This window comes from Stenotrophomonas sp. SMYL11, from assembly GCF_036320005.1.
Classification (GTDB): domain Bacteria; phylum Pseudomonadota; class Gammaproteobacteria; order Xanthomonadales; family Xanthomonadaceae; genus Stenotrophomonas; species Stenotrophomonas maltophilia_A.
In genome coordinates this window covers 179,183-203,621 of record NZ_JAWIRS010000003.1, presented here as the reverse complement: position 1 = coordinate 203,621, position 24,439 = coordinate 179,183, and the positions used below count along the sequence as shown (strand labels likewise).

22 protein-coding genes are annotated in these 24,439 nt (G+C 67.7%); 15 read left to right on the top strand and 7 right to left on the bottom strand.

The genetic code is table 11. From position 1 onward, the window contains the following. Nucleotides 1–56: 56 nt before the first annotated feature. From V3B46_RS07820 to V3B46_RS07795, 6 genes are all read left to right on the top strand, one after another. Nucleotides 57–1,211 carry an SIS domain-containing protein gene (locus tag V3B46_RS07820; RefSeq protein WP_329891593.1) on the top strand — a complete coding sequence of 385 codons (1,155 nt, stop codon included), beginning with the start codon at nucleotides 57–59 and terminating at the stop codon, nucleotides 1,209–1,211. Next, on the top strand, nucleotides 1,204–2,142 hold the full coding sequence (locus V3B46_RS07815) for an ROK family protein (RefSeq protein ID WP_154264721.1): 939 nt from the start codon (nucleotides 1,204–1,206) through the stop codon (nucleotides 2,140–2,142). The genes V3B46_RS07820 and V3B46_RS07815 overlap by 8 nt, the downstream gene beginning before the upstream one ends. 16 nt (nucleotides 2,143–2,158) lie before the next feature. Next, a complete protein-coding gene (locus V3B46_RS07810) occupies nucleotides 2,159–3,493 on the top strand; it encodes a D-tagatose-bisphosphate aldolase, class II, non-catalytic subunit (RefSeq protein ID WP_154264722.1) in 1,335 nt (444 codons plus the stop codon). Between the two features lie 33 nt (nucleotides 3,494–3,526). After that, the gene (locus tag V3B46_RS07805) at nucleotides 3,527–4,303 is read left to right on the top strand and encodes a DeoR family transcriptional regulator (RefSeq protein ID WP_014038836.1); all 777 of its coding nucleotides are present in this window, start codon (nucleotides 3,527–3,529) and stop codon (nucleotides 4,301–4,303) included. Continuing rightward, nucleotides 4,300–5,427 (top strand): N-acetylglucosamine-6-phosphate deacetylase, encoded by a 1,128-nt coding sequence (gene nagA, locus V3B46_RS07800; RefSeq protein ID WP_329891592.1) that lies wholly within the window; start codon nucleotides 4,300–4,302, stop codon nucleotides 5,425–5,427. Before V3B46_RS07805 ends, nagA begins: the two co-directional genes overlap by 4 nt. Nucleotides 5,428–5,667: 240 nt before the next feature. After that, nucleotides 5,668–7,470: an MFS transporter gene (locus tag V3B46_RS07795; protein ID WP_329891591.1), complete on the top strand. Its 1,803-nt coding sequence runs from the start codon at nucleotides 5,668–5,670 to the stop codon at nucleotides 7,468–7,470. A gap of 52 nt (nucleotides 7,471–7,522) precedes the next feature. Here the strand turns inward: V3B46_RS07795 and V3B46_RS07790 are convergent, their stop codons facing one another. From V3B46_RS07790 to V3B46_RS07770, 5 genes are all read right to left on the bottom strand, one after another. Beyond that, entirely contained in the window at nucleotides 7,523–7,939 is a 417-nt protein-coding gene (locus V3B46_RS07790; RefSeq protein WP_154265007.1) for a SecDF P1 head subdomain-containing protein, read from the bottom strand. Between the two features lie 50 nt (nucleotides 7,940–7,989). Further along, nucleotides 7,990–8,541 carry an HdeD family acid-resistance protein gene (locus V3B46_RS07785; RefSeq protein WP_154264725.1) on the bottom strand — a complete coding sequence of 184 codons (552 nt, stop codon included), beginning with the start codon at nucleotides 8,539–8,541 and terminating at the stop codon, nucleotides 7,990–7,992. A 58-nt stretch (nucleotides 8,542–8,599) separates the two neighbouring features. After that, nucleotides 8,600–9,289 carry a ComF family protein gene (locus tag V3B46_RS07780; RefSeq protein ID WP_329891590.1) on the bottom strand — a complete coding sequence of 230 codons (690 nt, stop codon included), beginning with the start codon at nucleotides 9,287–9,289 and terminating at the stop codon, nucleotides 8,600–8,602. Nucleotides 9,290–9,385: 96 nt separating this feature from the next. Continuing rightward, nucleotides 9,386–10,555, bottom strand: coding sequence for an L-dopachrome tautomerase-related protein (locus V3B46_RS07775; protein WP_329891589.1), 1,170 nt, complete (start codon nucleotides 10,553–10,555; stop codon nucleotides 9,386–9,388). A gap of 147 nt (nucleotides 10,556–10,702) precedes the next feature. Continuing rightward, nucleotides 10,703–12,028: a chloride channel protein gene (locus V3B46_RS07770; protein ID WP_329891588.1), complete on the bottom strand. Its 1,326-nt coding sequence runs from the start codon at nucleotides 12,026–12,028 to the stop codon at nucleotides 10,703–10,705. 341 nt (nucleotides 12,029–12,369) lie between these two features. On the opposite strand from V3B46_RS07770, the gene V3B46_RS07765 reads away from it, so the two are divergent. The 6 genes from V3B46_RS07765 to bioC all read left to right on the top strand — a co-directional run bounded on the left by V3B46_RS07765 (nucleotide 12,370) and on the right by bioC (nucleotide 18,773). After that, entirely contained in the window at nucleotides 12,370–13,776 is a 1,407-nt protein-coding gene (locus V3B46_RS07765; protein ID WP_329891587.1) for a hypothetical protein, read from the top strand. A gap of 158 nt (nucleotides 13,777–13,934) precedes the next feature. After that, a complete protein-coding gene (gene bioB / locus V3B46_RS07760) occupies nucleotides 13,935–14,978 on the top strand; it encodes a biotin synthase BioB (protein ID WP_329891586.1) in 1,044 nt (347 codons plus the stop codon). Between the two features lie 67 nt (nucleotides 14,979–15,045). Then, the gene (gene bioF, locus V3B46_RS07755) at nucleotides 15,046–16,269 is read left to right on the top strand and encodes an 8-amino-7-oxononanoate synthase (RefSeq protein WP_329891585.1); all 1,224 of its coding nucleotides are present in this window, start codon (nucleotides 15,046–15,048) and stop codon (nucleotides 16,267–16,269) included. 18 nt (nucleotides 16,270–16,287) lie between these two features. Continuing rightward, nucleotides 16,288–17,067, top strand: coding sequence for a pimeloyl-ACP methyl ester esterase BioH (bioH, locus tag V3B46_RS07750; RefSeq protein ID WP_329891584.1), 780 nt, complete (start codon nucleotides 16,288–16,290; stop codon nucleotides 17,065–17,067). 29 nt (nucleotides 17,068–17,096) lie between these two features. Continuing rightward, nucleotides 17,097–17,876, top strand: a complete 780-nt coding sequence (locus tag V3B46_RS07745; protein ID WP_329891583.1) for an SDR family oxidoreductase — start codon at nucleotides 17,097–17,099, stop codon at nucleotides 17,874–17,876. 12 nt (nucleotides 17,877–17,888) lie between these two features. Then, entirely contained in the window at nucleotides 17,889–18,773 is an 885-nt protein-coding gene (gene bioC / locus V3B46_RS07740; RefSeq protein WP_049400863.1) for a malonyl-ACP O-methyltransferase BioC, read from the top strand. Nucleotides 18,774–18,942: 169 nt separating this feature from the next. Here bioC and V3B46_RS07735 read toward each other — a convergent pair whose 3' ends face one another. Together V3B46_RS07735 and V3B46_RS07730 are read right to left on the bottom strand one after the other, a co-directional pair. After that, nucleotides 18,943–19,587, bottom strand: coding sequence for a YdcF family protein (locus V3B46_RS07735; RefSeq protein WP_329891709.1), 645 nt, complete (start codon nucleotides 19,585–19,587; stop codon nucleotides 18,943–18,945). Next, nucleotides 19,572–20,534 carry a pyridoxal-phosphate dependent enzyme gene (locus V3B46_RS07730; protein ID WP_329891582.1) on the bottom strand — a complete coding sequence of 321 codons (963 nt, stop codon included), beginning with the start codon at nucleotides 20,532–20,534 and terminating at the stop codon, nucleotides 19,572–19,574. Before V3B46_RS07730 ends, V3B46_RS07735 begins: the two co-directional genes overlap by 16 nt. Nucleotides 20,535–20,693: 159 nt before the next feature. On the opposite strand from V3B46_RS07730, the gene V3B46_RS07725 reads away from it, so the two are divergent. The 3 genes from V3B46_RS07725 (at nucleotide 20,694) to V3B46_RS07715 (ending at nucleotide 24,317) form a co-directional block, all read left to right on the top strand. Further along, nucleotides 20,694–21,179, top strand: coding sequence for a hypothetical protein (locus V3B46_RS07725; protein WP_329891581.1), 486 nt, complete (start codon nucleotides 20,694–20,696; stop codon nucleotides 21,177–21,179). Between the two features lie 550 nt (nucleotides 21,180–21,729). Further along, nucleotides 21,730–23,619, top strand: coding sequence for a tRNA uridine-5-carboxymethylaminomethyl(34) synthesis enzyme MnmG (mnmG, locus tag V3B46_RS07720; protein WP_329891580.1), 1,890 nt, complete (start codon nucleotides 21,730–21,732; stop codon nucleotides 23,617–23,619). Between the two features lie 167 nt (nucleotides 23,620–23,786). Further along, nucleotides 23,787–24,317: a gamma carbonic anhydrase family protein gene (locus tag V3B46_RS07715; protein ID WP_329891579.1), complete on the top strand. Its 531-nt coding sequence runs from the start codon at nucleotides 23,787–23,789 to the stop codon at nucleotides 24,315–24,317. Nucleotides 24,318–24,439: the final 122 nt, after the last annotated feature.

The window sequence follows — 24,439 nt, the reverse complement described above, 5'->3', positions numbered from 1 at the left end:
ATTTGACATTTCGAAAGAAAACACAGATGGTGCGCTGGCCCAACTGGAACCTCCGAATGGACGTCACCCTGCTTTCCGATGTGTCCGCCTGGCAGCGCCTTGGCGGAGCCGATACCGCTACCGAAATCGCCCAGCAGCCTGCGCTGTGGGAAGCCCTCGCACAGGATCTGTCGCGTGCCCGCGACCGCCTGCAGGCCTTCCTCGGCGACAGCCTCAACGATCCCAACCAGCGCGTGCTGTTCACCGGCGCCGGCAGCTCCGGCTTCATCGCCGAAATGGTGGCCGATGCAATCAACGCGCAATGGCCGGCCGATGTGCGCGTGGTGCACACCACCAGCCTGCTGACCCACCCGGTGCTGTACCTGCAACGCGACCGCCCAACCCTGCTGGTCTCGTTCGGCCGCAGCGGCTCCAGCCCGGAGAGCGTGGCGGCAGTGGACCGCGTGCGCAGCGACGTGGACGACGCGCGCTTCCTCGACATCACCTGCAATGCCGATGGCGAACTGGCCCGTCGTGGCGCCGGCCGTGCCGATACCTGCACCCTGCTGATGCCTTCGGCCAGCTGTGACCGTGCCTTCGCCATGACCAGCAGCCTGACCTGCATGCTGCTGGCCGCACTGACCGTGTTCGACCGCTCGCCGTGGGATGCGCGTATCGCACGCCTGAAGCAGATCGCCGCGCTGGCCCGCGAAGGCCAGGCACAGTGGGATGCACCGGTGGCGGCGCTGGCGCAGCGCCCGTTCAACCGCATCATCTACCTCGGCAGCGGCCCGCTGGAAGCGCTGGCACGCGAGTGCGCGCTGAAGGTGCTGGAACTGACCGCCGGCCGCGTGCTGGCACTTGCCAACACGCCGCTGGGCTTCCGCCACGGCCCGAAGTCGACGCTGGACGGCAACACCCTGGTGGTGGTGCTGCGCAGCGTGCAGCCGCTGGCGCGCCGCTACGAACAGGACCTGCTGGAAGAACTGCGCCGCGATGGCGTGGCCGGCCAGGTACTGGCAATCGGCCCGCATTCGGACATCGGCGCCGATGACGAGTACACCCTCACCGTACCGGCACTGGACGATCCGTGGCTGGCACCGGTGTGGCTGGGCTTCGCGCAGCTGTTCGCGCTGCAGCGCTCGGCCGCGCTGGGCCTGACTCCGGACAACCCGTTCCCGGACGGCACCGTCAACCGCGTCGTCAAGGGCGTCACCATCCACCATGGCTGAGCTGATCGCCCACGCCTGCTACGGCATCGACATCGGCGGCACCAAGATCGAGCTGGTGGCGTGCGATGCGGCGATGCAGGTCACCTGGCGCCGCCGGGTAGCCACGCCGCAGGGCGACTATGACGGTTTCCTGCAGGCGGTGGTGACCCTGGTCGCCGAGGCCGATGCCGCGCTGGGCCGCAGTGATGCGGCGATCGGCATCGCCCTGCCCGGCGTGCGCGACCGCCGCAGCGGCCGCCAGCTCAGCGCGAACGTGCCTGCGTTGACCGGCCACAGCGTGGCCGCCGACCTGCAGGCGCGCCTGCAGCGGCCGCTGCATTTCGGCAACGACCTGCAGTGCTTTGCCCTTTCGGAAGCACACGGCGGCGCCGCCGATGGCTACCACAGCATGTTCGGCGCCATCCTCGGCACCGGCGCTGGCGGTGGATTCTGCCTGCAGGGCCGCCTGCTGTCCGGTTTCAACGGGCTGGCCGGCGAATGGGGCCACTGGAGCGTGCCCGGCCATCTGCTGCAGCGCCACGGCCTGCCGCTGATCGACTGTGCCTGTGGCCTGCAGGGCTGCGTGGAGCGCTATGTCTCCGGTAGTGGCGTGGCGATGATCGAACGCCACCTCGGTGGCAACGCCGCCGACGCCAGCGCGGTGATCGCCATGGCCGAAGCCGGTGATGCGCGTGCGCGCAAGGCGCTGGATATCCATCGCGACCTGCTCGGCCACAGCCTGGCCGCACTGGTGCTGGCGCTGGACCCGCACGTGATCGTGCTCGGCGGCGGTCTTTCGCAGTACGCGCCGCTGTACGAGCAACTGCCCGCCGCCATCGCCGCCCATCTGTTCAAGGGTGTGCAGGTGCCACCGATCGTACCGCCACGCTTCGGCGATGCAGGTGGCGCACGTGGTGCCGCCCTGCTCGCCTGCCAACCCTCGTTTTCCTGATGTCCGGAGCTTGACCATGTCCCCGTTGCAGACCCTGCTTGCTTCCCACCGCGCCGGTGCCAACGTCGGCCTGTACAGCGTCTGCTGCAGCAACGAGCAGGTACTGCGCGCGGCCATGCACGTGGCGCTGGCACACGGCACCGTGCTGCTGATCGAGGCCACCTCCAACCAGGTCGACCAGTTCGGCGGCTACACCGGCATGACCCCGCCGCAGTACCGCGATTACGTGGGCACGCTGGCCGATGAAGAAGGCTTCCCGCGCGAACGGCTGATCCTGGGCGGTGACCACCTCGGCCCGAATGCCTGGCAGAAGCGCCCGGCCGCCGAAGCGATGACCCACGCGCGCGTGCTGATCGAGGCCTACGTCGCCGCCGGTTTCCACAAGATCCACCTGGACTGCAGCATGTCCTGCGCCGATGACCCGGTGCCGCTGCCCGATGCCATCGTTGCTGCGCGCTCGGCCGAGCTGGCCGAGATCGCCGAACGCACCGCCGCCGAACACGGCCTGCCGCCGCCGGTCTACGTGATCGGTACCGAAGTGCCGATTCCCGGTGGCGAAGCCTCGCTGGCCGGAGGCCTGCAGGTAACCACGCCGGCCGCCGCCGCGCAGACCCTGGCGATCCACCAGCAGGCGTTCGATACGCCGCAGCTGCGCGATGCATGGCAGCGCGTGATCGCGATGGTGGTGCAGCCGGGCGTGGACTTCGACCACAGCAGCGTGCACGAGTACGACGCGACCGCCGCCAGCACGCTGGCCGGCTTCCTCGAACAGCAACCGCGCATCGTGTTCGAAGCGCATTCCACCGACTACCAACGCGAAAGCGGCCTGCATGCACTGGTGCGCGATCACTTCGCCATCCTCAAGGTCGGCCCGGCGGCGACCTTCGCCTATCGCGAAGCGCTGTTCGCGCTGGCCGCGATCGAGGCCGAACTGCTGCCGGCCGCGCAGTGCTCGCGCCTGCCGCAGGTGCTGGACGAGGTGATGGTGGCGCAGCCGAAGTACTGGCAGTCCTACTACCAAGGCGATGAGGCGGCACTGCGCCTGCTGCGCAGTTACTCCTTCAGCGACCGCTGCCGCTACTACTGGGGCGAGCCAGCGCTGGTGCAGGCGGTGCAGACCCTGTTTACCAACCTGGAACAGCATGCGCCGCCGCTGGTGCTGCTCAGCCAGTACCTGCCGGAGCAGTACCGCGCGGTGCGCGAAGGCCGCCTGGCCAACACCCCCACCGCACTGGTGCAGCACCGCATCGGCCTGTGCCTGGGCGAGTACGCACGCGCCTGCAGCGCCAACCAGGCCGGAGCCCGCGTGCAGAGCGCAGGTTCGGCTCCCGCCGTTGCTGCGAACGGCTAATCTCTACCTTTTCCCGCGAAACCGAGAATGGCCATGCGCAACACCCGCTCCCGCCGGCAACAGATCCTGCAGCTGCTGATCGAGCACGGCTCGGTGCAGGTGGCCGATCTGGTCGAGCGCTTCGGCGTGTCGGCGGTGACCATCCGTGCCGACCTGACCCACTTCGAGTCGCAGGGCCTGGCCAACCGCACCCACGGCGGTGCCACGCTGGTGCGCACGCCGCCGCAGGAACAGGACATCCATGAGAAGGATGCGCTGAACCTGCCGCTGAAGGAATCGATCGGTGCCCGCGCCGCGCGCCTGGTGCAGCCCGGCGACAACATCATCATCGACTCCGGCTCGACCACGATGACCCTGGCCCGCCACCTGCGCGCGCATCGCGACGTGACGGTGATGACCAACGGCCTGAACATCGCCTGGGAACTGGCCAATGCGGCCGGCATCACCGTGCTGCTGACCGGTGGCCTGCTGCGCCAGCAGTCGCTGTCACTGCAGGGTAGCCAGGCCGAGGCCAGCCTCAACTCGTACAGCTTCGACACCCTGTTCCTGGGCGTGGATGGCCTGGACCTGCAGTTCGGCCTGACCACCCACGATGAGGCCGAAGCCCGCCTCAACCATCGCATGGTCGAGCGCGCGCGCCGCATCGTGGTGCTGACCGACGCCTCCAAGTTCGGCCGTGTCAGCCTGCACCGCATCGCCCTGCTGGATCAGATTCACGCCATCATCACCGACGCCGGCATCGACGATGCAACCCGTGAAGGGCTGCAGCGGCTGGGCATCGAAGTGATCATCGCCGAGCCCACCGCATGACCGACACCCGCACCCTGCATGGCCGCATCCTCACGCCGCTGGGTTGGCGGCGTGGCCACGTCCACTTCGATTCGCACGTACGCCAGCTTCTGGTGGACGATCACAGCGGCGCTGACGACCTGCAGCTGCCGGTGATCCTGCCCGGCTTCATCGACCTGCATGTGCATGGCGCGGCCGGCGTGGACCTGATGCAGGGCGGTGACGTGGCACGCACCATCGCCCGCACCCATCTGCGCTTCGGCACCACCACGCTGCTGGCGACCACCATGACCGCCGGGCTCGACGAGATCGAGCACGCGCTGCAGGGCGTGGCCGCCACCATGGCGGCGCCCGATGCCGATGCCGCCTGCATTGCCGGCGTGCATCTGGAAGGCCCGTTCATCAGCCCGCAGCGGCTGGGTGCGCAACCCAACCGCACCATCGAGGCGACGCTGGCACTGGTAAAGCAGCTGCACGCGCTGGCACCGATCCGGGTGATGACGCTGGCTCCGGAGATCGGCGAGCACACCGCGCTGATTCCCGCGCTCTCGGCGATGGGCATCCGCGTGCAGCTTGGCCACAGCGCTGGCACTTACGAAGAAGGCGTGGCCGCGCTGCAGGCCGGCGCCTCCGGCTTCACCCACCTGTTCAACGGCATGACCGGCGTCGATCACTATCGCCCGGGCATTGCAGCGGCGGCGCTGGCACATGCGCAGTACGCCGAGATCATTCCCGACCTGCAGCACATCCATCCCGGCGTGATCCGTCTGGCCGCGCGCGCGATTCCGCGCCTGTATGCGGTGACCGACGCCACCGCCGCCACTGGCATGCCCGATGGCGAGTACGCGCTGGGCGAACAGCGCGTGCACAAGTGTGGCGGCTGCGTGCGCCTGGCGACCGGTTCGCTGGCGGGCAGCGCACTGACCATGGACCAGGCGCTGCGCAATCTGGTTCGCGTCGGCCTGGAGCTGGCCGATGCCTCGCAACGTGTTTCCACCTTCCCGGCGGACTACCTGGGCCTGGACGATCGCGGCCGCATTGCGCCCGACGCCCGCGCCGACCTGGTGGTGCTCGACGCCGAGCTGCGCCTGCAGCAGGTGGTTGTCGGCGGGCGGGTAGTCGATTTGAACGCCACAAACGCCTGATATCTACGTTTTTGTAGAGTCGAAGGCAATGGCAGGAGCCATTGCCAACGTCGCTTGCGACGGCCCGGAGGGTGCCGATCAGGACGATCGGCATAGCCATGCTCGGCTCACCGCGCCAAGCGCGGCATGGAGAACCTCGATATCGGAACGGAAAGCAGCCGAGCATGGCTCGGCTCTACATAAGCGCGCAAGCGCAATGCCTCAGCCCCGCACCATCCCCGTTATTCCAGGAATACGCCGATGACCGCAGCCGCCGCACCTGCCGTACCCGCTTCCACCGCTCCGCGCTGGCCCGTACGCTACCTGCTCTTCATCGGCGGCCTCGGTGGCCTGCTGTACGGCATTGACATCGGCATCATCGCCGGTGCCCTGCCCTATCTTGAAGCCACCGCCAGCCATGCCTGGCAGCTCAGCAGCCAGCAACTCGGTTTTGTCGTGGCTGCGGTGCTGCTGGGCAGCGTGCTGTCCTCGCTGTTCGCCGGCATGGTCGCCGACCTGATCGGCCGCCGCGGTGCGATGCTGCTGGCTGGGCTGCTGTTCACCGCCTCGATTCCGATCATGGCGCTGGCCTCCGGCTACACGCCGCTGCTGCTGGGACGCCTGCTGCAAGGCATCAGTGGCGGTTTGATCGGCGTGGTGATTCCGCTGTACCTGGCTGAAGTGCTCAGCCCCGAACGACGCGGGCGCGGTGCGGCGATGTTCCAGCTGCTGCTGACCGTTGGCCTGGTGCTGGCAGCCCTGATCGGCCTGTACCACGCCCACGCCGTGGATGCCGCCGCCGAAGCCGTGCGTTCGCTGCCGGTCGCGCAGCAGGCGCAGGAACTGTTCACGGTGAAGGACCACGCCTGGCGCACCATCTTCTGGACCTGCCTGGCGCCAGGCCTGCTGTTCTGCGCCGGTATCTTCTGGCTGTCCGAATCGCCACGCTGGCTGGTGCGCCGCGGCCGCATCGATGACGCGCGCCGCAGCCTGCAGCGCGTGCTGCCCGCTGCGGAGGTCGAGCCGACGCTTGCACAGATCCAGGCACCGGAATCGAGCAGCGGCAGCGGCAAGCGCGACCCGCTGCTCAGCCGCCGCTACGTGGTGCCGTTCCTGCTCGCCTGCGTTGTGCTGGCCTGCACCCAGGCCACCGGCATCAACTCGGTGCTGGCCTACGCGGTGAACATCCTCAACCAGGCCGGCCTGTCCGGCTCGGTGGCCAACGGTGCCGACGTGGCGATCAAGCTGCTCAATGCAGTGATGACCGTGGTCGCGCTGCTGCTGGTCGACCGCAAGGGCCGCAAGTTCCTGCTGATGCTCGGCAGCGGCGGCATCTGCGTGGCCCTGCTGGCAGGGGCGACGCTGTTCTTCCAGGCCGAACGCGGCCGCACCGACGTACAGCCGCAGCTGCAGGCGGCAGTCAGCGGCGATGGCCTGCAGCTGGTGCTGGATGACGCGCAGTGGCAGCGCCTGAGCAATGGCATCGACAGCCAAGGCCGACCGATGCAGCTGACCGTCTCCTACGCCTACGGCGACTTCACCAATGTGCGTGCCCTGCGCAGCGACAACCTGACCGACCGCGAGCTGCGCATCGAGCGTGCCGGCACCGTGCAGCCGGACAGCGTGATCGGCGCGTTCTTCCGCAAACTGCATCTGAATCCGTTCGCCGACCCGGCCAGTGCCGCGCAGGCGCCGCTGCGTATCGAGCAGGCCCGCATCGGCCCGGTGCCGCCGCCGGCCCATGGCTGGGCCGTGGCCGCCTGCATCCTGGTGTTCGTCGCGTTCTTCGCGGTCGGCCCCGGCGTCTGCGTGTGGCTTGCGCTGTCGGAGCTGATGCCGAACCGTATCCGCTCCAACGGCATGAGCATCGCGCTGCTGATCAACCAGTTCGTATCGACCACCATCGCCGCGATCTTCCTGCCCACGGTGGGCCACTACGGCTACGCCAGCATGTTCGTGTTCTGGGCGGCGTGCACGTTTGTGTTCTTCCTGGTGGCTGCGTTCTGGCTGCCGGAGACCAAGGGCAAATCTCTGGAAGAGATCGAAGCCCGCTTCGCCCGGTAGCGGCCGACCTGGGTCGACCTCCGCGCGCAGCGCGGGGGTGTTGGCGCGCCGGTCATTCGCCGGTGATGTGCCTGGCCAGATCCCGCGCCTCGGCAACGCTGGACAGCCCGCTCAACATCATCGATTCGCCGAACGGCCCCTGCACCGTCGCCACCATCAACACGCGGCCGTCCACGCTGAGCGCCGCGCGCTGGCCCACCAGGGCTGCGGTGCCATCGTGGATGCGTTGATGCGCCTCCGGCCGATAGCGGATCTGCAGGCCGGGCTGCTTGCCTTCATCCAGCACATAGCGCACATCGGCGATGTCCGCGCTGCCGGCAATCGGTGGCTCGCGCAGCGCCAGGGTCTCGCCCTGCCACTGCGCGGGCGTACCCTTGCCGGCTGCATCGACCGCGCTCAAGCGCACGTCCACACCGGCGCGCGGCGCATGATCCTTGCCTGCCAAGGCACCGGGTGTGGCACCCGGCATGCATCCGGTCAGGATCAACGCCATGCCCAGTAACAGGCGAAGCGCAGCCCTCACTTCAGCTTCCGCAGCTTGAATGCCACCAGCACCTGCAGCAGCCCGTACAGCAGGCTGCCGATGCCGATCCACAGCGTGGTCACCGCCACGCCTGCATACGGATTGGCCGCAAACAGCAGGCCCAGCACCACCGCCAGCACGCCACTGAGGATCAACAGCCACTCACCCTGGATCTGCTTGCGCACACGGATCGCGAACACGATGCGATAGATACCGGCCACCAGCAGCCACGCTGCCAGGAACAGCACCAACACGCTGGCGGTGGCCAGCGGATTGATCACTGCCAGGATGCCGAAACCCAGCGAAGCGATGGCATAGAGCGCCAGCCAGCCGCGCGGGGCACCACTGCCACCGCTGATCAGTGCGAACAGGCTGATGACACCTTCAACGATGGCCATCACACCCAGCGTCCACGCCAATGCCATGGCTGCAGACAGCGGCCAGCCTATGGCGATGACGCCGAAGCCGAGAGCGACCAGGCCATACAGCAGGAGGATCCACCAGCTACGGCCAACCGCCGACAACAAGGGAGACAGGGGGGAATTCATGGCCACTCCTTCGATCCGGAACCGGGTTCATCCTAGCCCCTGGGGATGAAGAGGGCGATCACGGCGCCCGCGCACAGACCCAGACGCGCACCTCCGCAGCGCCCACCAGGCGCAGCGTCTCGGCAACCTCCATCACCGTGCTGCCGGTGGTCATCACGTCGTCCAACACGGTCAGCCGCGAGGGCACCGGACCACGAACCGCAAACGCATTGAACAGATTTTCCCGGCGCTGCTCGGCCGTGCGTTCGGACTGCGGTGCGGTATGCCGCCGCCGGTACAGCCCCTGCCAGACCGGCATCGGCAGCAACCGGCACAGTTCGCCCGCCTGGTTGTAGCCGCGCTGGCGCAACCGGCGATTGTGCAGCGGCACCGGCACCAGTGGCGGACACCACCACGGCGGCGGTACGCGCTGCATCAGCTGCGCCAGCAGGCGCCCGGCCGCCAGATCCTGATGGAACTTGTAGCGGACCAGCAGCTGGTCGACCGGTGGCAGGTACAGCAGGCTGGCATGCGTGGCGGCCTGCGGTGGCGCTTCCTCGCGGCAGGTGCCGCAGACGATCAGGGCGTTCCCAGGTAACGGGAGTGCGCAGCGCAGGCAGGCGCGGCCAGCCCAGGGCAGTCCGGCCAGGCAGGTATCACAGAGATCGAGTCCATCGTGGCCCGGGTCACCGCAGACCAGGCAGCGGAGCGGTAGCAGCACACGAAGTGCGGCCTGCACGTGGCGGACTGGGTTGAAGAAGGCAGACATGCACTTCAGCATGTCGACGCCGTCAGCGCGTTGCCATCGGGGGCGCCCTCAACGACCCGTAGGCATTTTCACCGCCCACCTTCTGCCCCGATCACTTCACCGCGTTGGCGCAGGCTTCGCATCCACCCGGGTGCGGTACACCATGTACGGCGTCTGCCGGCGATCAATGCCGCCATTGAATCCGGCCTGCCGATGCAGCTGGTTGGCGGTGAAGTACAGGTAGCCATCCGGCCCCATCGACAAGGTATCCGGCCACAGGATGCGCGGGTCGTGCACCACGGTCGTCCAGCGCCCCTGCGCATCGCGGGCGTGGATGGCGTTGTGCTCGTAGTCGCTGGCATACAGCCGGCCGTTGGCGTCCATCTCCATACCATCGGACGCGCCCTTGTCGCCGAGGTCAACCACTGCCGCAGCCAGCTCCGCTTCACTTACCTTGGGATCGCGCAGCAAGGCAGTGGGCACGCTGTACAGATGGCGACTGGACAGCGGGGTATAGAACAGCGTCGCGCCATCCGGCGACAACGCAATGCCATCGGCAGCCACGGTGAACGGCTGCGTCGAACCATCCGCGTTACGCAGCCGCATCTGCTGTCCTTCCACGATCGGTACGAATGCCGGATCCGCCGATGTGGACACATGACCGATCAGGCGCTTGGACGCGGCGCCGGTAGCGAGGTCGATCACGATGATGCCGCCGATGCCGCTCAGCGACGAGTCGGTCACGTAGGCCACGCCCTCGCGACCAACACGGAAATCGAAGCGCATATCGTTGACGTAGGTGCGCGCGTCGATGACGTTGGCCGGAAACACCAGCGTTCTGGCCACGGTGTTGGTGGCCAGATCGATCGCCACCAGCTTGGCGCCGCCGGCCTGTGGCGCAGAGAACCCGGGCGCAGCGGTGTCCAGCACCCACAACCGGCCCTGGCCATCGGCCACCACGCTCTGCACGCTGATGAAATGGGCCGCCGGATCGGGACCGTCCTTGCGGTTGATGCGCGCATCCGGATAGGGCACGGCGCGGCCGTCGCGCCACTCGGCTACGCTGTAGGGCACCTCATCGCCCCAGCGCGGGAAGTTGACGAAGATCCGCCCGGTCTCGGACACCGCCACGCTGGTGGGCATCGCACCTTCGAAACGCGCCACCGGCTCGATGGCACCGATGCTGCGTTCGCTGGGCAGCACAGGCGTGCCTGCCAGCGCCAGCGCGGGGGAACTGGCCAGGGCCAGCACGGCAGCCGCCAGGCGGCGGATACGGCAGTTGATCATGGTTGCTCTCGATGCAGGTCCGGGTGCAGCCCCGGCGTGGATGCATCTTCAGCGGCGCACCTGGCATCGGGTAGACGGCGCAAGGGGAAATCAGCTTCACTACAGGAGTGAAGATTACGACCTGATTGATCCTGTTGATCAAGGTAATCAGCGATGCCTATCAACTGGCTCTGCTTGCGGCATCATCAACAACTCCGCCAACCCGCGGTAGATCGGCACCCGGCACACCAGCCCGGACACGCCACGCGCGATCAGCACCGTGGCCAGGATCGGCAGCAGCAGATCGCCGCTGTCGGTCAGCTCCAGCGAGATCACCGCCGAGGTCAGTGGCGCCTGGGTGACGCCGGTCAGATAGGCGCACATGCCCAGCAGCACGAACGCACGCGGATCCACACCCGGCATCAACACCGCCAGGTTATGCCCAAGGCCGGCACCGACCGCCAGCGCCGGCGAGAACAGGCCGCCGGGGATGCCCGCCACGTAGGACGCCAGATTCGCCAGCAGCTTCATCAGACCGAATTCATGGCCCACCATCGCCTGCCCCTGCACCAGGCTGCGCGCCTGCTCGTAGCCGGTGCCGAACGCGCCTTCGCCGAAGACCAGGGCGAGCAGTACCACCACCAGACCGCAGCCTGCAGCCAGCAGCACGGGATGCCGCTGCCGCAGTTGCCCGAGCCAACGCGGGCGGCCGGCCGCACTCGCCAGCACCGCACGCGCGAACAGGCCTCCCAGCAACCCGGCCACCACGCCACACAGCAGGATCGCGAGCCAACCCTGGCCCAGCGGCAGCCGCGCGCTTACATGGCCGAAGTAGGTGTAGTTGCCCAGCAGTCCGAGCGATACCACGCCGCCGACGATCACCGCGGTCAGCAAGGTGCCTGAGAAACGATGTTCGAAGCGGCCGCTGAGCTCCTCGATGGCGAAAACGATACCGGCCAGCGGCGTGTTGAACGCCGCCGCGATGCCCGCCGCGCCGCCCGCCAGCAGGAAGTGCGAGAGCTCGCGCGGATCCTTGAAGCCGAACCAGCGGCCGAACAGATACATCAGGCTCGCGCCCACATGCACGGTGGGCCCCTCGCGCCCGACCGAGGCGCCACCGAGCAGCGACAACGAGGTCAGCAGCAACTTGCCGGCCGACACCGCAGGCGACAGGTTGGTTTTCCGGAACGACTCATCGGGCTTGTCCAACGCAGCGATGACCTGCGGAATGCCGCTGCCGCGGGTGGGTTTCAGCACGCCGGCGGTCAGCCAGGCCAACAGCGCGAAGATGCCCGGCGTGAGCAGCAGGGCCCACCACGGCGAGTGCGAGGTGATGCGCTGGAACAGGTGGAAGGCCGCGTCGCTGGCCTTGGCGAACAGGATGGCCACCAGTGCCACGGCCACAGCGCCGCCCCAGAGCGCGGCACGGCGACGCCAGGCCTCGCTGAGAACCAGCGCGGTGATGCGGCCGCGGAGACGATGGAAATCGGTCATGGGGCAGAGTCTGCGCGCCAGCGCTTTGGTTGGGCAGCGGCCACTGTGGCCGAAGGCCTTGCAGGATGTGGTGAATACGCTCACGCGCCGGGAACCGCATGCTTTGGCAGCAATGGCACGCCGTCCCACATGCGTGAAGGCCGGCCGATTCCTGCCGGGTTCGTCCACCGCGCCTCGTGGAGGTAGCATTGCAGCCGCTGCCCTCTGGGGAGGGGTGCAGCTCCGCCGGCAACGAAAGGCCGCCACCGCTCGTCATCGCGGTAGCGCTTGCCAGCACCTGCGTGCCGACATCTGCGTGAATTGCTTCGTTCTCGACATCCTCAATGACAATGGAGTGTGAGATGAATGCCTACGACCCGCTGGATCACATCATCCATCTTCGTGATGGCACGTTGCAGGAATCAGACCTTCGCCGGATTGTCCGTCGCGCGCTGCAGGCCAGGTCACCCTCCGGAATCGTCATCCATGTACATGGCGGCCGCGTTTCGCAGAAGCGTGGACGGCGCATCGCAGAAACCCTGCATGACCCCTATGTGCGGGCACAGGCCTACCCCTTGTTCTTCGTCTGGGAAACGGGTGACATCGAAGCTCCGTTGAACAACCTGGGCGAGATCCTGGGTGCAGTACTCGCCAAACTGCTCTTCAGGAAAGTCCACGACAAGATCCTGGAAAAGCTCGGCGGTGAACAGGCATTCACGCCCGGCATGAAGATCCTCAACGCCGCGCCACCCGACGAGGAAAGCCTTTCGGCAGATCTCGCACAGGAGTTCGCTGAAGATCCCGAGGTGAACCAGGCCCTTGCCGAGGCCCGGGAGGATTACAGGGAGGCGACGCTGACGCCCGTAAACAAGATGCTGGCACATGAACCGCCAGCCGAATACGCGGCCATCGTCAACGAGCGCACGGCAATGGAACTGTTTGGCACTCCGTCACCCAACAAGGCCATGGCATTGAATTGGATCGCGCTGGCCATCAAGGTGGCCAGACTGGTGATACGTGTATGGCAACGCCAGCACAGTGGTCGAGGGCGGCCAGGTGCCGTCTCCGCCGTGATCGTGGAAGAAGTACTGCGAGAGTTCTACCTCGATGACGTGGGGCGCATCGGCTGGTGGAATCCCATGAAGAAGGATGCACAGGATTCATTCGACGGCCCGGCATCGGGTGGCGTCAGATTCCTGCGTGAGCTGCACAGGCAGTTGCAGTCCGAAGCCTCTGTTCCCCGCATCACGCTCGTCGGCCACAGCGCCGGCAGCATCTTCCTGTGTGAGCTGTTGGACCAGGCAGCGCAGATCCTTCCGGATCTGACGTTCGACCTTATTCTCGAAGCGCCTGCGGTGACGTGTCGTCGGTTCGCGCATGCCATCTCGAAGCACGAGAACCGCATCGGGAGGTTCCGGCAATTGGCGATGAGGGATGCCGACGAAGCCAGCGAGCGCTCACTGTTCTTTCCCGGTTCGCTGCTCTACATCGTGTCCAACATCTTCGAAGATGCTGCCGATGAGCCTCTGCTCGGCATGGAACGCTTCTTCACCCGGGAGAACGTCTATCGCAACTCTGCGGCGTGGGCAGACATCTCGGCGTGCCAGGCGTTCTTCGCCCGGAAGGGAAAAAGCGCGGTGAGCTGGTGGACCCTTGATGACCTCAATGCCGACCAGCGCGATGGTTGGGGCCACGGCTACTTCGATGACGGTCCCTTCATCCTCGGCAAGGTGACCGCGCTGATCAGCGAAACACCGCACACGCCCTGATGCCGACCGCTTTTCGCGCTCGACGACAGAAGCAACGCTCCGGGCGGGATCGCCCGGAGTGCAAACACTGTAAACCATGTGAACATGAATATTGTTGACAGCCTGTGCACACCCACCCACACTGCCGCCCTCGCTCCACTCGTATCCAAGGTCCCGCCATGGCTGCTGCCATCCGCCACGACTGGCAACACGACGAACTGCAGGCACTGTTCGATCTGCCGTTCCCCGAGCTGCTGTTCCGCGCCGCAGCGGTCCACCGCGAGCATTTCGACCCATCGCAGGTGCAGGTGTCCACGCTGCTGTCGGTGAAGACCGGCGGCTGCCCGGAAGACTGCGCGTACTGCCCGCAGGCGCAGCGCTACAGCACCGGGGTGAACGCGCAGAAGCTGATGGACACCGATGCGGTGCTGGCCAAGGCACGCCAGGCCAAGGCCGCCGGTGCCTCGCGCTTCTGCATGGGTGCCGCATGGCGTTCGCCGAAGGACCGCGACATTCCGAAGGTGGCGGCAATGATCGCCGGGGTGAAGGCACTGGGCCTGGAGACCTGCGCCACGCTGGGCATGCTCAGTGGCGAGCAGGCGCGTGCGCTGAAGGACGCCGGACTGGACTACTACAACCACAACCTCGACACCGCGCCGGACTACTACGATTCGATCATCCACACGCGCCAGTACCAGGACCGCCTGGACACGCTGGAGCACGTGCGCGATGCCGGCCTGAAGACCTGTTGCGGCGGCATCGTCGGCATGGGCGAGACGCGCGCGCAGCGCGTCGGCCTGCTGCTGGCGCTGGCCACGCTGCCGGCACACCCCGATTCGGTGCCGATCAACAAGCTGGTGCAGGTAGCGGGCACGCCGCTGCATGGCAGCGCCGAACTGGACCCGTTCGAGTTCGTGCGCATGATCGCGGTGGCACGCATCGCCATGCCGCGCTCGATGGTGCGGCTGTCGGCCGGGCGCGAGGCGATGAACGATGAGCTGCAGGCGCTGTGTTTCCTGGCCGGTGCCAATTCGATCTTCTATGGCGACAAGCTGCTGACCACGGGCAACCCGGAAAGCGAACGCGACCTGGCCTTGGTCGCACGCCTGGGCCTGCAACCGATGACGGTGCAGGTGGATGCCGAGGGCCACGACCACGGCGGCACCGTGCACGCCGATATCAGTGCCGATACGCCCGGCCGTGGCTGCGCTCACGCGGCCTGAGACGGGCCGCAAGCAGGCGTCGCGGCAACGCGCTACCCTAGCCGCCCCGTCGACGCATTCAGCCACCATGGCCCGCCCCGACCTGACCGCCCGCCTCCACGCCCAGCGCGCCCTGCGCGATGCCCAAGGCCGTCGCCGCCCGCGACGCACGGTCAGCCGTCGTGATGGCGTGCGCCTGGAAGTGGACGGCCAGTGGCTGACCGGCTTCTGCAGCAATGATTACCTGGGCCTGGCCCAGCAGTTCAGCGTGGTCAATGCGCTGCAGGATGCTGCCGCGCGCGAAGGTGCTGGCGCCGGTGCCTCGCACCTGGTCTGCGGCCACCATGCCCTGCACGAGGTGCTGGAACGCGAGGTGGCCGAGTGGCTGGGCTATCCGCGTGCGCTGCTGTTCGGCAGTGGCTTCGCCGCCAACCTGGCGGTGCAGCAGGCATTGCTGAGCGAAGAGAACGATGTCTGCGTACAGGACAAGCTCAACCACGCCAGCCTGCTCGATGCGACGCGGTTGGCCGGTGCACGCCTGCGCCGCTATCCGCATCTGGACGCGGAAGGCGCGATGCGTCAGCTCAAGCACGCGCCCGATGGCGCGGCCATGCTGGCCACCGATGGTGTCTTCAGCATGGATGGCGACATCGCACCGCTGCGTGCATTGTCGCTTGTGGCACGCCTGCAGCAGGCGCTGTTCTACGTCGATGACGCGCACGGCGTGGGCGTGGTCGGTGATGGCCGTGGTGCCGTGGCCGCCGCCGGGCTGGGCGTGGACGATGTGCCGCTGCAGCTGGTCACGCTGGGCAAGGCACTGGGCGGTTCCGGCGCACTGGTGCTGGGCCGCGACGACCTGATCGAGCATCTGGCCGAAACCGCGCGCCCGTACATCTACACCACCGCAATGCCGCCGGCGATGGCCGCTGCTGCACTGGAAGCAGTGCGCCTGGCGCGCCGCGACCACTGGCGCCGTACCAAACTGACCGACCTGATCGCGCTGTTCCGCACTGAAGCGCGTCGCCACGGCCTGGACCTGATGGCTTCGGAAACGCCGATCCAGCCGCTGCTATGTGGTGATGACCATACCGCCGTGGCGATGTCCAAGGCGCTGGAACAGGCCGGCTGGCTGGTCGGCGCGATCCGCCCACCGACGGTGCCGGAAGGCAAGGCGCGCCTGCGCGTGACGCTGTCCGCGCTGCATACGCCGGAACAGGTGCGTGGCCTGGTCGAGGCCATCGCCAGCGCGCGCGATCGCGTGACCCTGGCCGTGCGTGAAGCCGCGCCACCGCCGCTGCCTGTCTTTGCCTGAGCCTGTTGCCGTTTTCCCATGCATATCGACGTGACCGGCCAAGGGCCGGACCTGGTACTGATCCATGGCTGGGCCCTGCAGGGCGGTGTGTTCGCGCCGCTGGTACAACGCCTGGCCGATCGCTTCACCCTGCATCTGATTGATCTGCCCGGCCACGGCCACAGCCGCGAGGACAGCACGCCACTGCGCCTGCCGTTCGTGGTCAACGCCATTGCCGCGGCCACGCCGCCGGCGGTGTGGTGCGGCTGGTCGCTGGGTGGCCTGTTCGCGCTGCACGCGGCGGCGACGCTGCCAAAGGTGCGCGGGCTGGCGATGATCGCCGCGACGCCGCGCTTCGTGCGTGGCGAAGACTGGCCGCATGCGGTGGAACCGGCAGTGTTCGAGCAGTTCGGCCGCGAGCTGGCCAACGATTTCGGCGGTACCCTGGAGCGCTTCCTGGCACTGGACGTGATGGGCTCGGCGCACGCCCGCGAGGAGCTGCGCACGCTGCGCCAGCGCCTGGTCGAGCGCGGCGCCCCCACTGAACGCGCCCTGCTGGAAGGCCTGCGCCTGCTCGAAAGCACCGACCTGCGCGGCGCCCTACCGACGCTGGGCAAACCCAGCCTGTGGATCGCCGGCCAACGCGACCGGTTGGTCTCACCGGCGGCAATGCAGGCCGCAGCGGCACTGGCCCCGCATGCGCAGGCGCTGACCATCGCCCATGGTGGCCACGCGCCCTTCCTCGGCCATGCCGATGAGGTCGCCGCCGCCCTGCAACACTTCGTTGCCGGCCTGTCACCGGCCGATGGCGGACAATGAGCCCCCTCCGAATTCCGCAGGATTGACGCATGGATCTGGGCATCAATGGCCGCTGGGCACTGGTCTGCGGCGCAAGCAAGGGGCTGGGCCTTGGCTGCGCGCGTGCGCTGGTGCGTGAAGGGGTCAACGTGGTGATCGTGGCCCGCGGCGAAACTGCGCTGCAGGCCGCCACTGAAGAACTGCGTGCCCTGCCCGGCGCTGCTGAGGTGCGCGCGGTCGCCGCCGATGTCACCACCGAGGCCGGCCGAGCCGCGGCGCTGGCCGCATGCCCGCAGGTGGACATCCTTGTCACCAATGCCGGTGGCCCGCCGCCGGGCGACTTCCGCAATTTCGAGCGCGACGACTGGATCGCCGCGCTGGACGCCAACATGCTGGCGCCGATCGCGCTGATCCGCGCCACCGTCGACGCGATGATCGAGCGCGGCTTCGGCCGTATCGTCAATATCACCTCGTCGGCGGTGAAAGCCCCGATCGATATCCTGGCGCTGTCCAACGGCGCGCGCAGTGGCCTGACCGGTTTCGTCGCCGGCCTGTCGCGCCGCACCGTGGCCCACAACGTCACCATCAACAACCTGCTGCCCGGCCAGTTCGACACCGACCGCCTGCGCGCCAACTTCGCCCACGGTGCGGGCAAGGACGGCGATGCCGGCGAAGTGGCCGAACGCCGCCGCCAGCAGATCCCCGCCGGCCGCTTCGGTACACCCGACGAATTCGGCGCCGCCTGCGCCTTCCTGTGCAGTGCACAGGCCGGTTACCTCACCGGGCAGAACCTGCTGATCGACGGCGGCGCCTACCCCGGTACGTTCTAAGAGACTTTCGCAATGCCGTCCCACTTCGATGCCCGCCACGTCCGCCGCGCGTTCGCCCGTGCCGCCAACAGCTACGACGCCGCCGCCGCCCTGCAGCGCGAAGTGCAGTCGCGGCTGATCGAATCGCTGGACTACCTGGAGGCACGCAAGCCGGAGGTGGTGCTGGACATCGGTGCCGGCACCGGTCATGCCAGCGCGCTGATGAAGAAGCGCTGGCCGAAGGCGCAGGTGATCGCGCTGGACGTCGCGCTGCCGATGCTGGACCAGGCCAAGCGCCAGGCTGGCTGGTGGAAGCCGTTCCAGCGCCTGTGCGGCGACGCCGCCGCGCTGCCGCTGGCCGACAACAGCGTGGACGTGATCTTCAGCAACCTGTGCCTGCAGTGGGTGGACGACCTGCCGGCGGTGTTCGCCGGGTTCCGTCGCGTACTCAAGCCGGGCGGCCTGCTGGTGTGTTCCACTTTCGGCCCGGAAACCCTGATCGAACTCAACGAGGCATTCGCCGCTGCCGATGACCGCCCGCACGTGAGCCGCTTCGCGCAGATCGCGCAGTTCGGCGATGCGTTGATGATGGCCGGCTTCCGCGACCCGGTGCTGGACCGCGACCTGTTCACCCTGACCTACGACGATCTGCCGTCACTGATGCGCGAACTGCGTGCGATGGGCGCGACCAATGCCCGCGTCGACCGTCGCCATACGCTGACCGGGCGCGGCCGCTTCGCTGCTGCGGCAGCGGCGTATGAACCGATGCGCCGTGCCGACGGCAAGCTGCCGAGCAGCTGGGAAGTGATCTACGCCCACGCCTGGGCACCGGACCCGGGCGCACCGATCCGCGAAGGCGGGCATGACGTGGCCTCGGTGCCGGTGTCGGCGATTCCGATCCGGCGCAAGCAGACCTGACCACGCGATCGCGCGCCTGCTTTTGGCAGGTGCCAACCTTGGTTGGCACACCCCATCAGATCGCGGTGCCGCCAGCATTGTGCCGACCAAGGTCGGCACCTACCAAAGGCGGGTATGGGCCGGCATTGTGCCACCCAAGGTTGGCACCCACCCCAAACAGGATTCCGCCTCAGGTATTGGCCGGCGAACTCAGCGGCGGGCGCACCAGGTCGCGGTGGAAGAAATAGATTTCCTGCACCAAGAAGCGCCAGCTGGTGTGGAAGCTGCGGAAGCGCGTGCTGGGCGTGGACGAGGCCAGCGCATCGATGCCCAGCGCCCTGCTCAGGCGCAGCGCGCGCGCCATGTGCAGCGGGTCGCTGACGATGATCACCCGGTGCAGGTCGCGCTGGTCCATCAGCCGCTTGGCTTCAACCAGGTTCTGCACGGTATTGCGCGAAGCGGTTTCGATCAGGATCGCATCGTCCGGCACGCCATGCTTCAGCGCATAACGCCGCGCCACCTGCGATTCGGAAAAACGCGCACCGGTGCCACCGTAGCCGCCGGTGAAGATCAGCAGCGGCGCGTACCGGGCCTCGTACAGGTCCAGCCCATGCCGGATACGCTCTTCGAACACCGGTGACGGTTTGGCGTCATAGGCCGCCGCACCCAGCACGATGATGGCGTCGGCCTTGGCGGCCTGGTCACGCTCGCCGACCCAGACGATCCAGGCAGTCACGCCCAGCAGCCAGATCACCAGCAGGACAAACAGCCGCCACAGCCAGCCCAGCAGGCCGGTGCGAGGCCGGTTGCGCTCGCGGCTCAAGGCGCCCCCCAGCGAAGCGCTGGCAGGTCGACATTGCCACCGGACAGGACCAGGCCCACGCGCAGGCCGGCAAAACGCTGCGGCTGTGCCAGCACCGCGGCCAGCACGGTAGCCGAGGACGGCTCGACCACCTGCTTGAGGACCTCCCACAGCAGTCGCATCGCGGCCATCGTCGCCGCGTCATCGACCACGATCACCTCGGCACCAGCCGCACGCAGCAGTTCGAAATTGGGCGCGCCGATCAGCGTACGCAGCCCATCGCAGATCGTGTCCGGGGTGAACGCCCCCTGGCGCTCGCCTGCGGCCAGTGATCGCGCGGTGTCGTCGGCACCGGCCGGCTCGGCCAGCACCAGGCGCGTCTGCGGGCTGGCATGCTGCAGCGCCAGGGCAGTACCGCTGGCGAGGCCGCCGCCGCCCACCGGTACCACCAGCACGTCGAACGGGCCATCGCTGTGCAGCAGTTCCAGGGCGGCGGTGCCCTGCCCGGCCATCACCGCTGGATTCGTATAGGGATGCACCAGGGTCGCGCCGGTGTCGGCCTGCACCTTGGCGCAGGTGGCCTCACGGTCGGCAATGGTCGGCGGGCAGTGCCAGAGCGTGGCGCCATGGCGCGCAATATTGGCCAGCTTGGCCGCCACCGCACCTTCCGGCACCACCACGTGACAGGGAATGCCACGGGTACGTGCGGCCAGTGCCAGGGCGGCGCCGTGATTGCCGGAGGAGTGGGTGACCACACCGGCACTGGCGCGATCGGCCTCCAGCGACCACACCGCGTTGCAGGCACCACGGAACTTGAATGCGCCACCGCGCTGCAGGTGCTCGGCCTTGAACGCCAGCCGCGCGCCGGCCAGCGCATCGAGCGTGCGCGAGCGCAGCACCGGCGTCACGCTGGCGTGCGGGGCGATCCTCGCGGCAGCAAGCAGGACGTCATCGGCGCGGGGCAACAGTGAATCGCTCATGACGCAAGATTAACGTATGGCTTCGCGCTGGCGACCGGGACACAGGTCATGCCAGCATCCAGCCCTACGCCTCCATTCATCCTGGCCGGCGGAATTAAGGGCCGATTCAACGCTGGCGCCCGAAGCTGACTGCACACCCGTCCTCTGGGGGGACCCACCATGAAAACGCGCCTGATGCTTGCCGGTGGCCTGTTGCTGGCCCTGACCGGCTGCACCACCTACGACTATGTCGGCGGCGGCCGCAGCGGCAGCTACTACCACGGTGCGCCGTCGGTGGAATACCGCTACCCGGCCGGCTACCCCTACAACTACGGCCCCTACTACGGTAGCTATGGCGGCTACTACGGAGGCTACGGCAACCCGTATTACTCGCGCCCGATCTACCGCCCGCCGCACAACCACCGCCCGCCGCCGCGTCCGGGCAATGGCGGCGAGCACCGTCCGCCGCCGACGTCGCGACCGTCGTACAACGGGGGTTCGCCGTGGCGGAACATGGACTCCATGCGCCGCCCGCCGCAATCGAACGCCCAGCCATCGGCACCCCCGCCGCAGGCCCGTCCGGCACCGGCACCGAGTGCGCCGAGGATGAACGGTTCCCCCTGGCGCAACATGGATCGTGCGACGCAGCGCACAGTTGAGCGCTGAACCGTCTTGCATTTCACACGGTCTAAGCCGCAATCTACGCGGACAGTGACGGCCCGCGTCACAAAGTGACAAAAACGACACGGGCCGCCGCAAAAAGCTCTACGTCGATATCCGACAGGAACATCTGGATCCCCCCTGTTCCGGCCCTGTCGGATGTCGGCACCTCTGAAGACAGACGGCCCCGCAATGCGGGGCCGTTTGTTTTGGTGGGTCGCCAACCGGCGAGGGCCCCAGCGTCATTAGATCCACGCCATGCGTGGATGGCGCCTTCCCGGCAACCGCAAAAAAAACAGGGCCGGACAGTCCCCCGACTGCCGGCCCTCTGCTCCCCCACCGTGCGCCTGTACCGGCCCCTGTTCCAATTCCGGTCACGGGCGCCTACGGCGCCAGCCACGGTGGGTGCTATTGGGTTATCTGCAAAAATCCTGCCAACTTTAGGGCTGATTTCGGCACCGGCCGGCCGGCGCCGACGTCCCGGCCCCGAATGGCGCTAAAATCGCCACCCCGGCGCCGCCCCCCGGGCACGCCCGCCCCCAGCTGAACAGCCTCCATGAATCCGTCCTTCCATCGTTACGACGTCATCGTCATCGGCGGTGGCCACGCTGGCACCGAAGCCGCGCTGGCCGCGGCCCGCACCGGCGTGCGCACCCTGCTGCTGACCCACAACATCGAAACGGTGGGCGCGATGAGCTGCAACCCGGCCATCGGTGGCATCGGCAAGGGCCACCTGGTGAAGGAGATCGACGCCCTCGGCGGTGCCATGGCGCATGCTGCCGACCGCGCCGGCATCCAGTGGCGCACCCTCAACGCGTCCAAGGGCCCGGCCGTGCGCGCCACCCGCTGCCAGGCCGACCGCAACCTGTACCGCATGGCGATCCGCGCCATTGTTGAAGGCCAGGACAACCTGACCGTGTTCCAGGCGGCCGTCGATGACCTGGTGATCGAAGGCGACGCCGTGCGCGGGGTGATCACCCAGACCGGCCTGCGCTTCGATGCCGAGGCCGTGGTGCTGACCGCCGGCACCTTCCTGGCCGGCAAGATCCATGTCGGCCCGACCCAGTACGCGGCCGGCCGCATGGGCGACCCGCCGGCCACCATGCTGGCCGCGCGCCTGCGCGAGCGTCCATTCCAGGTGGACCGCCTGAAGACCGGCACGCCGCCGCGCATCGATGGCCGCTCGCTGGACTACAGCGTGATGGACGAGCAGCCCGGCGATTCGCCGCGGCCGGTGATGTCCTTCCTCGGCTCGGTGGACGAGCATCCGCAGCAGGTCAGCTGCTGGATCACCCACACCACCGAACAGACCCACCAGATCATCCGCGATGCGCTGCACCGCTCGCCGCTGTACAGCGGCCAGATCGAAGGCATCGGCCCGCGCTACTGCCCCTCCATCGAGGACAAGGTGGTGCGCTTTGCGGAAAAGGCCAGCCACCAGATCTTCGTCGAACCCGAAGGTCTGGGCATCGTCGAGATCTACCCCAACGGCATCTCCACCTCGCTTCCGTTCGACGTGCAGCTGGAGATGGTGCGCAGCATCCGCGGCTTCGAGAACGCGCACATTACCCGCCCCGGCTACGCGATCGAGTACGACTTCTTCGATCCGCGCGGGTTGAAGGCCTCGCTGGAAACCAAGCTGGTCAATGGCCTGTTCTTCGCCGGCCAGATCAACGGCACCACCGGTTATGAAGAAGCCGCCGCGCAGGGCCTGCTGGCCGGCCTCAACGCCGCACGCCAGGTGCGTGGGCTGGACGGCTGGTGCCCGCGTCGCGACGAAGCCTATCTGGGCGTGCTGGTGGATGACCTGATCACCCACGGCACCAACGAGCCATACCGCATGTTCACCAGCCGCGCCGAGTACCGCCTGCAGCTGCGCGAGGACAATGCCGACCAGCGCCTGACCCCGGCCGGCCGCGAGATGGGCCTGGTGGATGACCGCCGCTGGAACGCATTCGAGACCAAGCAGGCCGCCGTCGCCGCCGAGCGCGCACGCCTGGCTGCGCTGTGGGCAACCCCGGCCAATGCACTGGGCCGCGAAGTGAACGAGACGTTGGGCGTGGCGGTCAGTCGCGAGACCAACGTGCTGGACCTGATCAAGCGCCCCGAGCTGGATTACGCCAAGCTGATGCAGGTGCCCTCGCTGGGCCCGGCGGTGGCCGATGGCAAGGTCGCCGAGCAGGTGGAGATCGGCGTGAAATACGCCGGCTACCTGGACCGCCAGCGCGAGGAGATCGAGCGCCAGCAGCGGCATGAAGCCACGCCGATCGCTGAAGCCTTCGATTACGCGACGGTGCGCGGGCTGTCGGCCGAAGCGCTGCAGAAGCTGGAGCGCGTACGCCCGCAGACCATCGGCCAGGCACAGCGCATTCCGGGCATGACCCCGGCAGCGATCTCGCTGCTGCTGGTGCACCTGGAGCGCGCACGCCGGGGACGCGTGGCGTAACGCACCGCTTCGCTCGCCGGGCATGGCCCGGCGCTACCAGCTCTGGTAGGTGTCGACCTTGGTCGACACGGATGCATGAAGCATCCCAGCAGTTGCAGGTGTCGGCGGGGTCGCCATTGGCCGAGCGCGTATCATCGTCGTGAACGCCCTGATTTCCGGAGACATCGATGAACCCGCTGCGCCCCTTCCGCGACAAGATGCCCGTCCTCGGCCAGCGCGTGTACGTCGATCCGGCCTGCACCATCATCGGCGACGTGGAGCTGGCCGAGGACGTGTCGGTGTGGCCGGGCACGGTCATCCGCGGTGACGTCAACCATGTGCGCATCGGTGCACGCACCAACGTGCAGGACGGCACCATCATCCACGTCAGCCACCACAGCCCGTACAACAAGGCCGGCTACCCGACCCTGATCGGCGAAGGCGTGACCGTCGGCCACGGCTGCATCATCCATGCCTGCACGATCGGCGATTACAGCCTGATCGGCATGGGCGCCTGCATCCTCGACGGTGCCCGCGTGGAGCGCCATGGCTTCGTCGGCGCCGGTGCGGTGATCGGCCCCGGCAAGGTGGTGGGCGAAGGCGAGCTGTGGGTCGGCAACCCTGCACGACCGGCACGCACGCTCAGTGACAAGGAGATCGAGGCGCTGCATTACTCGGCCGACCACTACGTGCGGCTGAAGGACGAATACCGGAGCTGAGCCCCCGACGCTGCCATGCGGCTCTGCTAAAGTCTTGGCCCGACCAGGACCTGTCGAGACCCCCATGCCTGTGGCTGCCCGCCGGAGAGGACTCCGGCGCCCACAACGAAGGCCATCGCACT

Excerpts from the sequence above, each read along its gene's own strand:
- V3B46_RS07820 (WP_329891593.1), top strand. The coding sequence starts at position 57 with ATGGACGTCACCCTGCTTTCCGATGTGTCCGCCTGGCAGCGCCTTGGC.
- V3B46_RS07815 (WP_154264721.1), top strand. The coding sequence starts at position 1,204 with ATGGCTGAGCTGATCGCCCACGCCTGCTACGGCATCGACATCGGCGGC.
- V3B46_RS07810 (WP_154264722.1), top strand. The coding sequence starts at position 2,159 with ATGTCCCCGTTGCAGACCCTGCTTGCTTCCCACCGCGCCGGTGCCAAC.
- V3B46_RS07805 (WP_014038836.1), top strand. The coding sequence starts at position 3,527 with ATGCGCAACACCCGCTCCCGCCGGCAACAGATCCTGCAGCTGCTGATC.
- nagA (WP_329891592.1), top strand. The coding sequence starts at position 4,300 with ATGACCGACACCCGCACCCTGCATGGCCGCATCCTCACGCCGCTGGGT.
- V3B46_RS07795 (WP_329891591.1), top strand. The coding sequence starts at position 5,668 with ATGACCGCAGCCGCCGCACCTGCCGTACCCGCTTCCACCGCTCCGCGC.
- V3B46_RS07790 (WP_154265007.1), bottom strand. The coding sequence starts at position 7,939 with ATGCCGGGTGCCACACCCGGTGCCTTGGCAGGCAAGGATCATGCGCCG.
- V3B46_RS07785 (WP_154264725.1), bottom strand. The coding sequence starts at position 8,541 with ATGAATTCCCCCCTGTCTCCCTTGTTGTCGGCGGTTGGCCGTAGCTGG.
- V3B46_RS07780 (WP_329891590.1), bottom strand. The coding sequence starts at position 9,289 with ATGTCTGCCTTCTTCAACCCAGTCCGCCACGTGCAGGCCGCACTTCGT.
- V3B46_RS07775 (WP_329891589.1), bottom strand. The coding sequence starts at position 10,555 with ATGATCAACTGCCGTATCCGCCGCCTGGCGGCTGCCGTGCTGGCCCTG.
- V3B46_RS07770 (WP_329891588.1), bottom strand. The coding sequence starts at position 12,028 with ATGACCGATTTCCATCGTCTCCGCGGCCGCATCACCGCGCTGGTTCTC.
- V3B46_RS07765 (WP_329891587.1), top strand. The coding sequence starts at position 12,370 with ATGAATGCCTACGACCCGCTGGATCACATCATCCATCTTCGTGATGGC.
- bioB (WP_329891586.1), top strand. The coding sequence starts at position 13,935 with ATGGCTGCTGCCATCCGCCACGACTGGCAACACGACGAACTGCAGGCA.
- bioF (WP_329891585.1), top strand. The coding sequence starts at position 15,046 with ATGGCCCGCCCCGACCTGACCGCCCGCCTCCACGCCCAGCGCGCCCTG.
- bioH (WP_329891584.1), top strand. The coding sequence starts at position 16,288 with ATGCATATCGACGTGACCGGCCAAGGGCCGGACCTGGTACTGATCCAT.
- V3B46_RS07745 (WP_329891583.1), top strand. The coding sequence starts at position 17,097 with ATGGATCTGGGCATCAATGGCCGCTGGGCACTGGTCTGCGGCGCAAGC.
- bioC (WP_049400863.1), top strand. The coding sequence starts at position 17,889 with ATGCCGTCCCACTTCGATGCCCGCCACGTCCGCCGCGCGTTCGCCCGT.
- V3B46_RS07730 (WP_329891582.1), bottom strand. The coding sequence starts at position 20,534 with ATGAGCGATTCACTGTTGCCCCGCGCCGATGACGTCCTGCTTGCTGCC.
- V3B46_RS07725 (WP_329891581.1), top strand. The coding sequence starts at position 20,694 with ATGAAAACGCGCCTGATGCTTGCCGGTGGCCTGTTGCTGGCCCTGACC.
- mnmG (WP_329891580.1), top strand. The coding sequence starts at position 21,730 with ATGAATCCGTCCTTCCATCGTTACGACGTCATCGTCATCGGCGGTGGC.
- V3B46_RS07715 (WP_329891579.1), top strand. The coding sequence starts at position 23,787 with ATGAACCCGCTGCGCCCCTTCCGCGACAAGATGCCCGTCCTCGGCCAG.